A 9,715-nucleotide genomic window follows, 5' to 3' on the forward strand; every position below is an offset into this window, starting at 1 on the left:
TTTCATATTTTTATCCTCCATACATACCCAGGTACGCCACTGCGACTCTTCTCACACCAAGCGACAACACCTTAGCCAAGACTTTTTGGCACTCCGAACGTTGCCAAAAATACAACGTCACCTAGTGATGTCTATGCTTGAACATAGCTCTCCTAGCTCTGATACAAGAGTGTGCACGATCACGAAAGGTCTTTACCTCAGCGGTCGCGAATCAGCCATAAAAAAACTAACAAGTCAGACCGCATCAATCCGTTGTCAAAGACACCGGAGTTTCATCATGCGCGTATTGAAGTTGAAAGATGTTCTTTCCAAGACAGGATTGGGTAAAACGTCCCTCTACAAACTCGTCAGCCTCTCGGAATTCCCGAAACCTATCAGCTTGGGCTTGCGATCCGTTGGCTGGCTTGAGAGCGAAATCGAGGCTTGGATTCAAGAGAAAATTCACGTCCGTGACCAGCAGCTGGTTTGATATTTATTCAGAGTGTGATAGAAAACATAAAACAGCAGATTACAGGGGCTCTCTCCTCTGTGATCTGCTGTTTTATGGTCTAGATCTTGTGTCCTATCGTGTATGTTTAAGTTCTATTAATTAGTATAGAGATGGTACTCAGCATGGAAGAGATTTAGAGACGTTGTGATATCTAATTGATATCTCCATGGATGAGTACAGGCTAGTTCACTAGCCATGGAATAGATCCATCAATGGCCACTAGTGCATCCTCTAGATGAATGTGGTTAAAATGAGTCTATACCACTTCTGAGCCTCAAGCTCAGATGGAAGATCATCACAGCGTCACTTGCTGATCTGCATTGAAGGAACTCAATGCAGTCATTAGAGAGAGCAGGAAGAGATTCATCTGCCCTACTGCACTTTTTCTCCATAAAAGAGCAAGCCTGTTTACCGCTCTCAACTGTGTGTCAACAGTCACCAAGACACACAGCATGAAACGCAATCCTTTGAATACCAACCATCAACTGCTCCATGGAGATCATTTTCTCGGATCTCCTGTTCAGACGAAACATGGGCATCTGATTACCAACCACCTCCAGCGCATCCATGATTGCCTATATCGCACTTTTGAGCATCACAGCCGCATCTGCGTGATGCGATTTGATTTGTATGTGCCCGACCATGTCTCACCTGATGTATTGCTCAGCAATACACTCATCTCGAAGTTCCTTGCATCCATGCGTGCCAAGATCGAGCACTCTCAGGCTCAGAGCAGAAATCAAGATCGTCGCGTTCATGAAGCTGATATGCGTTACATGTGGTGCAGAGAGACGAGCAGCACTGGCCGTGTGCACTACCACGTGGCGCTGGTGTTGAACCATGCTGCCTACGCATTTGTGGGGAAGTTTGATTTGGCAAGCAGAAACATGTACGCAAGAATCCATGGAGCTTGGGCGTCGGCTCTTGGTATGTACATTGACGACATGCAAGGATATGTACATGTCCCGCTAAAACCAACTTATCAGATCATCAGAGATGATGCTGATTCATTTCTCCATGTTTTCTACCGGCTGAGCTACTTTGCGAAGATGCACACTAAGGAATACAACCAAGGGTTCCACACTTTTGGTTGCAGCACCAACTAGGAAAGGCCGGAGAGCACAAGAGCAGTGATTTCTCACTGCTCCGTGTTGATGCGCGGTCTGAGAGCCTTGTTCTGTATTGAGTGCTTCAGTGGCCTTTGCCTCGATTTCGTTCATTGCGGTTGCCAAAAGGAACTGATGAAAGGCAATGCCTATGGTGCTGGGTGATGTCGCCGTATAAGGTAGAAATACTTCTAGCTTCCTATCAAGCAGCCATGTAGGTTCTCTGACGTCAGCTAGTGTCTCCTATTCAGCGGTTGCTACCACTCATGACTTCATCACTAGCGTTCGGTCATAACCGCATATCGGTCGCCCGCGCACCGATGTTCGAGCTGGCCCAGTGACGGCTTTCAGGGTAGCAACCGACGCTGACCATCAGGGCACTCCGACTGCTAGATGTCCGCTATTGCAGTGTATGAATAGGCGCTACCGACCCATCGCTGTCGGTCGTACCTCGGCAGCTTATGTTTGCTTTACGACGGCGGTTGCCAGCGCCGTCTATGACGGGATGACGCGCTGCTGGTCAAGATTGCATCGACCCTAACAGCTAAGTCGACTTTGCAGCATTTGAATTGCCCCCCATAGCAACTAAGTGGCTTGCGCATGCCTGACGTTTAATCGGCAAAAGCCGATGTAATTGCTTCCACGACGACACGGACTCTGGATGTACGTGCCAGGTCCTGGTGCAGCACCAGCCACGCCTCGTAAGGCATTGCCCGACGGCGCTCCGGCCACAACCGCACTAGTGCAGGATCGCGCCTAGCCAGGTACTCAGGTAACTCGCCTATGGCCAAGCCGGCCCGCACGAATGTGGCGAGCATCAAACTCGAATCCAGTTCGGCGACCACGCGAGCCTGAGACCTGGATTCACCCGCCAGCGTGTCATCTTGCCGGCCGGTGACGCCTTGCTGGTAAAGCGCAATATCGTGATTCGCAAGGCCTTGCCCGGGGCGCGGTTCACCATGTTTTGCCAGATAGTCTTCTGTGGCGTAAAGCCCGACCTCCCAGCAGCCGAGTTGACGAACGATTAAGTCCGGCTGCTCCGGCCGCAAGGTACGTACCGCAATGTCGGCCTCCCGTCGCGCCAGATCGAGCAACCGAGTCGTGGTGCTCAGGATCACCCTCACCTCAGGATGGCTGGCGCGCAGTTGTTTAATGGCTGGAACCACGAAGTCCACCGCCAGGGCGTCGGTGGTGGTCACACGCACCTCACCGGCCACGCGCGCATCGGCACCTTCGCCGCGGCGCTCGAAGGAGACAGCCATGCGTTCCATGTCCTCGGCCATGCGCAGCACTTCCAGGCCTGTGTCGGTCAGTACCAAGCCGCCCGTGGTGCGCAGGAACAGCCGACTGCCCAAAGCTCGCTCCAATCCGGTCAGACGCCGGCTCACCGTGGTCTGGTCGATGACCAGTTGCTGCGCCGCCCCGCGCAAGGTGCCGGCGCGCTGAATTGCCAGAAATATCCGAACGTCGTCCCAATTCATCATCGCCTCATTGCTCATACTGCAAATATGCAGCAATAAGCTGCTTTTCTGTGCATTTTCACATGGATGGTAAATGCGTAGCATGGACTCAACCCTTTCGAATCTTTGATGCGCAGCCGGCCCGCCAGGCTGCCGGGAGCTGTCATGCCTCGCTTATCTTTCATTCTGACCGTCGCCATGCTGAGTGCCTTCGGCCTGATTGCGTCAGACGTCTATCTTCCCGCTATGCCAGGCATGGCCAAGGAGTTTGGCGTAGCCGACTGGCAAATGCCTCAAACCATCTCGTTCTACCTGTTGGCACTGGCAATTGCCCAGTTGACCTATGGGCCCCTGTCAGATCGCAATGGCCGCAGGCCCATACTGCTGACTGGCATCGCCCTCTACATAGTCGGCTCAGTGGGTTGTGCAGTCTCGGCGAGCTACCACGGGTTCCTGGCCTGGCGCATGCTGGAAGCAGTCGGTGCAGCTGCCGGCCTGGTCGTTGGACGTGCACTGATCGCCGACACCTGTGACAGGCGCACTTCTGCCAAGGTCTATGCGGTGATCTACCCATTGGTCTCGCTGTCGCCAGCCCTGGCACCGGCCATCGGCGGGCACCTAGCTGCGGCTTTTGGCTGGCGGTCTGACTTCCTGTTCGTCGCCGCGTTCGGGGTCGCTGCACTGATGATGGTGATAACGCTGTTACCTGAAACGCTCCCCATTGCTGGCCATACCAGGACGTCTCCCTTTGCCGGCTTCAGTAATGTCCTGCGTGACCGAACTTTTCGCCGTTATACCTTGGTGGTCTGCGCAATCTATTGCGCCTGGTTTGTCTACTTGACTCAGTCGCCGTTTCTGTTCGCGAGTTTAGGCTTGAGTGAGGAGCAAAGCGGCTGGCTTTACCTGCCGCTGACAGCCGGCATCATCGGTGCAAACCTGCTGGCCAAGCGCTTGCTTGATCGCTGGCCCTACGACCGCATCCTTGCGGCCGGCATCAAGTGCTTCGTGCTTGGCGGTGTAGCATTTCTTGCCGTGATGGCATTGGGGCTACATAGCGCGGCCTCCGTGGTTCTGCCGATGTGCTTGGTTAGCCTCGCAAATGGTTCGTCGCTGTCGCTGGCCGTGTCAGGGGCCATTTCCAGCGAGCACGGGTATGCGGCGACCGCCTCTGGGCTGGTGGGGTTCTTTCAGATCGGCAGCGCCGCACTGGTAGCAATGGGCGTCAGCGCGGCCTTCGGCACTGGCCTTGGCGTGCTTGGCTGCGCGGTTTTGGTGCTCAGCCTGATTGCGCTGTTAACCTGTCTGCCATCGCCTAGAAACCGGACGGGTGCGGTCTAACTACCCTCAAAGCCGCTGGAACTACTTCGCCCGGGCTGTGAATGCTTCCAGCAGTTGAGATTGGTTTGGTAGCAGCATTCGTTTCGTCATAGGTCTGTCGCAGCCGCTTGCCAGCAGCTGGACTGAATTCGTTTGGGCACAAAGAGGACATCGTGAAAATTTTGGCTATCTCAGGCAGCTCACGTGAAGCATCCACGAATACGGCGTTGTTGCAAACCATGAAAAACCTAGCTCCACTGGGTGTTGATATCTCAGTTTTCTGTCACCTGCATACATTACCAGTGTTTTCGCCTGATGACGAAGGGGAGAATACACCCTTGGTAGTTCGTGAATTTCTAGAATTAGTCTCCGCTAACGATGGCATCGTCATCTCAAGCCCCGAGTACATCCGTGCAATTCCCGGTGGCCTCAAGAATGCAATTGACTGGATGGTTTCGCGCTTTGAAGTTATTGGAAAGCCCATTGTTTTGGTACATGCATCACATCGAGGTGATGATTTGTTGGCTTCGCTAAGAATGGTTCTTTCGACGTTAAGCAGTAATTTTCTTGAGCATCTATTTTTACGCATCCCTCTCATTGGGAAATCCCCAGAGGAAGTCGTGAATTTTTTATACCTACCAGAGAATGAGGCACAGATCAGATCGTTTCTACTCAAATTTGCTGCGGCAGTTCATCAAAGTAGCGGAGCCAGTTTTTCGCCGCTAACACAATCCCTCAGAAATCCGAATAAAGTATTTATGCGTCACGCATCACGACAAGATGAACCATTAAAAAAATCTGGTTGCAATTAAAACTCTTGGCGGCTTTGTTGCACAAATGCCGTCCTCAGCTAGCGTAGGCTGGGGAGATGAGTGAGACGAGCTGGGGTCGGTGCAAATGCCGCACAACAAACTGGAAGGCGTACAACGCAGCGTTGAAGGCGCGAGGGGGCCTGACCGTCTGGCTGGATAGGGACATGCAGTGGCTAGTTCCACCCACGGGCAAGCGTGGCCGTTGCCAGAAGTTCTCAGATGCGGCCATCCACTGCAATTGCGTTCAATACAAACGCACACTTCTTCTTCAGACTGCGGGTCCGTAAACAACTTTCAGTCGTTTTTTCCATGCTGACCTCCTTGCTCGCCATGTCCGGATTCGCGCTGGCCGGAGCGATTACGCCCGGCCCCGTCAACGTGCTCGCGCTACGCCATGGAACGCAGCCCCACCGTAGCGTGGCATGGCTCTATGTTCTGGGTGCCAGCATCAGCTATGCCGCGGTGGTTTGGGTCATGGGCCAAAGCGGGCAACTCTTGCTACGGGTTCCGGTACTTGCAGCGTCGGCGCCGTGGGTCTGCGCGATCTACCTGCTGTGGCTTGCCTGGCGTGTGGCGACAGCGCCGGTATCGTCACCGTCATCGCAAGCTCAGGTCACCCCTTCCCTTCGACCCATGCAGGCCTTCGGGCAAGGGGCCGCCGTGCAGGCGCTCAACCCCAAGGCCTGGCTGGTGGCATTGTCCGGAGTCGGCATGTTCGTGATTCCGTTGACAGCGCGTGGCACTGCAGCGGCATCCGCACTCGCCTGGTTTTGCGGTATTTCCCTGCTGGCCTGCCTGGTGGGCATCGGCTGCTGGGCCATTCTGGGCAAAGTACTCGCACGTTGGCTTCAAACGCCCCAACGCCAGCGGCTCTTCAACGGATTGCTTGCGGCATTGCTGGCTGGCAGCGTGCTTGGAGTGCTGGCATGATGAAGGGCAGCGAACGCCCATCGCACAGCCGCGTATTCTTGCCCTCAATGACACAGCAGATCCATCATTTCCATCGACATCACCTGGCTCCATGGATGGAGTTGCGTGTCAGCGGGCCTTCGCCGCACTGTTTCCGGCTCCATGCCCATGACGAGTACTCGATCGGCATCGTGGACCACGGCAGCGCCGTGTTCCATCATGCGGACGGCCCGGAGCGCGTCAACAAAGGCAGCATCGTGCTGATCGAGCCGGGACGCTGGCATGCATGCAACCCCGATCAGGTCACCGACTGGGCCTATCGCATGCTGTTTGTGCGTGCCGAGTGGGTGCACGAGCAGTTGCAGGCCACATCCATGACCTTTCCCCAGCGGGCACTGCATGATGCCAAGCTGGGGGCAACAGTTGATCGCCTTTGCCGACCGTTGGACGGCCAGCAAGCCGGAGTCACAAGCCACGTTCGGCTTTTGCGGGATTTTCTTCAGCACGTGAGTTCTTTGTCCGTTGCCGATGAAGAAAAAAACACCAGCAGCTTCCATGCCGTGCGCGAGGCGCTGGAGACCTTGCACCGGCATCCAGGCGCCGCTACCAGCGTGCAGTCGCTGGCACAAGCAACAGGCATGAGCGCCTCGCGCTTCATCCGGCACTTCAAGGCGGCAACGGGTGTCACGCCAGGAGCCTATCGCCTCAACCTGCGCCTGAACGGCGCGCGGCGCCTGCTGGCGCAAGGCATGCATTTGGCCGACGCGGCGCATTGCATGGGATTTGCGGATCAGGCCCACATGCAACGCGCCTTCAAGGCCCACCACTCGCTCACGCCTGGCAACTATGCCTCGGCCGCGGAAGCGCCTGAGGCCAGGACTGGATAGCCCCTGCCAAGCCTACCCGGGCCGCAGCTCGAATTTCGAGCTGGCGCCTGGATTCCGCAAGAACACCAATACTTGAGGGTTTCTCCTAAAGACGTCGGAGGCACATGGCCAATTTCCAAGATATCCAGCAACGCGAAACCGGTCTGAAGCAGCAGGGGAGCAGGGTAGTACAGTTCAAACAGGTGATGCTCACTGCAGAACTGGCAACGGATCAGGCCATCCATGCAGCAGGGCAGTGGGCTGAGCTCGCTGGCGTGTGGAGAGGGCTCAAGTCGCGGCAGGACGTGTTGATGAACCGCACTGGGTTTCGTGGAGGCAGTTTGGTTTAAGTCAGACTGCCACCTCGGTGGCCTGACTGGCGAGTTGCCGGTAGTGGTTTGCCTCAGCTTCTGCAGGCGGGCTGTACCCGATGGGCTCGAGCAGCCTGTGGTGGTTAAACCAAGACACCCATTGCAGCGTGGCCAGCTCCAAGGATTCCCTGGTCTTCCACCGTGCCCGGCGATGGATCAACTCGGCTATGTACAAGCCGTTGATGGTCTCGGCCAAGGCGTTGACGCTCCTATGTCAAGAGGGGCTGTGTGATCCGTGCAGGTCAGCCAGTATCAACGGGTATAGCTCGCGAACGATGTACCGCTTTAGGCATCTCTGGATTTCTTTGGTTGACAGGCCCTGTGCCGTACGGCGAGCGACGTACTCGCGCGTGCGCGGATCACTGCGCATTCGAACCATGGTAATGGTCCAAAGAGCATTGTTCGCGGAGCGGTCGCCCCCTCGATTCAAGCGATGGCGTTGAGTCTTTCCCGATGAGGCTTGCAGTGGACTGACACCACAGAGTGCGGCCAGGGAAGCCTCACTTTTCAGGCGATCCGGGTTGTCGCCAGCAACACAGGCGAGGACTGCAGCGGTCTGGGCGCCGACGCCAAACTTTTGGCGAAGCCGCGAAGCATGTTGGCTTGTGAGCTCCGCGAGTTCCGCGAGTTCCGCGTCCAGAACCTTGATCTCGGCTTTCAACGCCAGCCAGCGCTTGGCGAGGAGGCGCAGTGTTGCCATAAGCGGCTGCAGCAATGGCGCTGTTCCCAAGCATCTCGCTCGCGAGCACCTGTTGACGCAATCTTCCGCGTTGGTGTGCAGCAGGCGATCGCGGACATCTTGCGGCGCACTGATCAGAATCCCGCGCAGTTGGTTGATGGCCTGCGTCTTGGCCTTCACCGCGCTACGGCGCGCTACCGAGACGGCGCGCATCGCGTATGCTGCGCCAGACTGCTCTTTGGGCTTTGCCGTTGCTCGCCCCGCAAGTACCGCACACGCAGCGCTATGGGCATCTGTAGAGTCGGACTTGCCACGCATCCGCCGCGCGGCGCGGTCGAGTCGGTTGACTTCAAAAACTTCGACGCCATGATCGAGCAGCAAACGCGTTAGCCCAGAACCGTAGGTAGCCGTCCCCTCAATACCAGCACGCAGGAGCTCTCCGTGCGATCGGGCCCAGTTCAGTAGTTCCAGGTAACCACCCCCCGTTGTTTCCACCGCCTTGGTTGCAAGCAGCTTACCAGTGGAATTGATCACTGCGCCAACATGCACGTCCAGATGGGTGTCAACCCCAAGAATGACTTCGTCCTGATTCATACAAGTTCCTCCGTGTTGCAGAAGGCATCGCGAACCTCAATCGCCGGACAGGACACTCAGGGTGCAGAACAAGTCTCCTATTAGGTCACATGCATTGAGCCCGACGGTGCTCGGGGAACATCCGACGTAATCGACAGGTCAACGCAAAGGCAGCAAGTCCAGTCGTAGCTCGGGTCAGATAACGTCGGCGTCCAACGCAATTGGAACTGAGTGTCGTAACTGTCACCACGGCTGCCCACCGAGGGCTCAATGCCTGCCTCGGCAAGCCGCTCGGAGTAGCGAATGCTGACGTATTGAGACCCCCTGTCGGAATGATGGGTCAAGGACCCGTCGCGCTCAGGCTGTCGGGCGTACAGGGCTTGTTCCAGCGCATCGAGGACGAAGTCGGTGCGCATCGAACTGCTCACCCGCCAACAACCGATTCTCCGGGCGTACACAACAATGACGAAGTCCACGTACTGCCAACCTTGCCACGTCGATACGTATGTGAGATCACTGACCCAAAGCTGGTTCGGACGCTCGGCACGGAACTGCCGAATGACACGATCCAGCGGGCATGGAGACTTGGCATCGCTGATCGTGGTGCGGACTACCTTGCCGAGCATCACGCCTCGCAGGCCAAGGCGGCGCATCAGCCGCTCGACAGTACAACGGGCCACGCTTGTTCCCTCACGGGCCAGCTGACGCCAGACCTTCACGGCACCGTAGACCTGCATATTGGCCTGCCAGACGCGTTGTATCGCCGGCATAAGGGCGTCTTCACGACACGCTCTGGCGCAGCGCTTGTATGGCTCGCGCTGCAGCGCCGCGTAGCGCCGATATCCCGACGAGGGGGGGGGGGGGAAAGGGGGGGGGGGGGGGGGGGGCCGGGGGTTTTTTGGCCGCGGCGGGGCCGGGCCCCGCGGGGCCCCCCCCCCCCCCCCGGGCGGGGGTGGGGCGCCCGGGGGGGGGGGGGGGGTGGGCGGGGGGGTTGGAGGCGGGGGGGGCGTTCGTGGTCTTGGTCTTCACGCCTGCTGCAGCAGGGCTGCCTCGGGCATGCCAGCGCGGGGCGCGGCGCTGGCCAGCGCCTCCTGGCACTCGGCCACCATGCGCTGCACCAGCGCTTCGCAGC

General features: G+C 57.2%; 9 protein-coding genes and 3 pseudogenes. 8 read left to right on the forward strand and 4 right to left on the reverse strand.

Annotated features, from left to right (window positions below; genetic code table 11):
- Window positions 1–277 precede the first annotated feature (277 nt).
- Both WH265_RS18760 and WH265_RS18765 read left to right on the forward strand, forming a co-directional pair.
- Window positions 278–469 carry a helix-turn-helix transcriptional regulator gene (locus WH265_RS18760; protein WP_339559280.1) on the forward strand — a complete coding sequence of 64 codons (192 nt, stop codon included), beginning with the start codon at window positions 278–280 and terminating at the stop codon, window positions 467–469.
- 473 nt (window positions 470–942) lie between these two features.
- Window positions 943–1,596, forward strand: coding sequence for an inovirus Gp2 family protein (locus WH265_RS18765; RefSeq protein ID WP_339559281.1), 654 nt, complete (start codon window positions 943–945; stop codon window positions 1,594–1,596).
- Between the two features lie 611 nt (window positions 1,597–2,207).
- On the opposite strand, the gene WH265_RS18770 is transcribed toward WH265_RS18765, so the two are convergent.
- Window positions 2,208–3,077, reverse strand: a complete 870-nt coding sequence (locus WH265_RS18770; RefSeq protein ID WP_339559316.1) for a LysR family transcriptional regulator — start codon at window positions 3,075–3,077, stop codon at window positions 2,208–2,210.
- Window positions 3,078–3,221: 144 nt separating this feature from the next.
- Here WH265_RS18770 and WH265_RS18775 point away from each other — a divergent pair, with 144 nt between their 5' ends.
- From WH265_RS18775 to WH265_RS18800, 6 genes and pseudogenes are all read left to right on the forward strand, one after another.
- Entirely contained in the window at window positions 3,222–4,394 is a 1,173-nt protein-coding gene (locus WH265_RS18775) for a multidrug effflux MFS transporter (protein ID WP_339559282.1), read from the forward strand.
- Window positions 4,395–4,546: 152 nt separating this feature from the next.
- Window positions 4,547–5,185: an NADPH-dependent FMN reductase gene (locus WH265_RS18780; protein ID WP_339559283.1), complete on the forward strand. Its 639-nt coding sequence runs from the start codon at window positions 4,547–4,549 to the stop codon at window positions 5,183–5,185.
- A 56-nt stretch (window positions 5,186–5,241) separates the two neighbouring features.
- Window positions 5,242–5,415: pseudogene (locus WH265_RS18785) on the forward strand (transposase); the annotation flags it as partial.
- Window positions 5,405–6,115 carry a LysE family translocator gene (locus tag WH265_RS18790; RefSeq protein WP_339559284.1) on the forward strand — a complete coding sequence of 237 codons (711 nt, stop codon included), beginning with the start codon at window positions 5,405–5,407 and terminating at the stop codon, window positions 6,113–6,115. The pseudogene WH265_RS18785 and the gene WH265_RS18790, both read left to right, overlap by 11 nt.
- Before the next feature lie 47 nt (window positions 6,116–6,162).
- A complete protein-coding gene (locus tag WH265_RS18795) occupies window positions 6,163–6,981 on the forward strand; it encodes an AraC family transcriptional regulator (protein WP_339559317.1) in 819 nt (272 codons plus the stop codon).
- A 104-nt stretch (window positions 6,982–7,085) separates the two neighbouring features.
- A complete protein-coding gene (locus WH265_RS18800) occupies window positions 7,086–7,310 on the forward strand; it encodes a hypothetical protein (RefSeq protein ID WP_339559285.1) in 225 nt (74 codons plus the stop codon).
- Window position 7,311: 1 nt separating this feature from the next.
- Here WH265_RS18800 and WH265_RS18805 read toward each other — a convergent pair.
- The 3 genes and pseudogenes from WH265_RS18805 to WH265_RS18815 form a co-directional block, all read right to left on the reverse strand.
- Window positions 7,312–7,533 (reverse strand): annotated as a pseudogene (locus tag WH265_RS18805) (IS3 family transposase); the annotation flags it as partial.
- Between the two features lie 12 nt (window positions 7,534–7,545).
- Window positions 7,546–8,604, reverse strand: coding sequence for an IS110 family transposase (locus tag WH265_RS18810; RefSeq protein WP_339559286.1), 1,059 nt, complete (start codon window positions 8,602–8,604; stop codon window positions 7,546–7,548).
- Window positions 8,605–8,816: 212 nt separating this feature from the next.
- Window positions 8,817–9,431: pseudogene (locus WH265_RS18815) on the reverse strand (IS3 family transposase); the annotation flags it as partial.
- Window positions 9,432–9,715 lie beyond the last annotated feature (284 nt).

Source organism: Comamonas sp. MYb396 (assembly GCF_037479555.1).
Lineage (GTDB): Bacteria > Pseudomonadota > Gammaproteobacteria > Burkholderiales > Burkholderiaceae_C > Comamonas.

Excerpts from the sequence above, each read along its gene's own strand:
- WH265_RS18765 (WP_339559281.1), top strand. The coding sequence starts at position 943 with ATGAAACGCAATCCTTTGAATACCAACCATCAACTGCTCCATGGAGAT.
- WH265_RS18760 (WP_339559280.1), top strand. The coding sequence starts at position 278 with ATGCGCGTATTGAAGTTGAAAGATGTTCTTTCCAAGACAGGATTGGGT.
- WH265_RS18775 (WP_339559282.1), top strand. The coding sequence starts at position 3,222 with ATGCCTCGCTTATCTTTCATTCTGACCGTCGCCATGCTGAGTGCCTTC.
- WH265_RS18790 (WP_339559284.1), top strand. The coding sequence starts at position 5,405 with ATGCGGCCATCCACTGCAATTGCGTTCAATACAAACGCACACTTCTTC.
- WH265_RS18770 (WP_339559316.1), bottom strand. The coding sequence starts at position 3,077 with ATGAATTGGGACGACGTTCGGATATTTCTGGCAATTCAGCGCGCCGGC.
- WH265_RS18800 (WP_339559285.1), top strand. The coding sequence starts at position 7,086 with ATGGCCAATTTCCAAGATATCCAGCAACGCGAAACCGGTCTGAAGCAG.
- WH265_RS18810 (WP_339559286.1), bottom strand. The coding sequence starts at position 8,604 with ATGAATCAGGACGAAGTCATTCTTGGGGTTGACACCCATCTGGACGTG.
- WH265_RS18795 (WP_339559317.1), top strand. The coding sequence starts at position 6,163 with ATGACACAGCAGATCCATCATTTCCATCGACATCACCTGGCTCCATGG.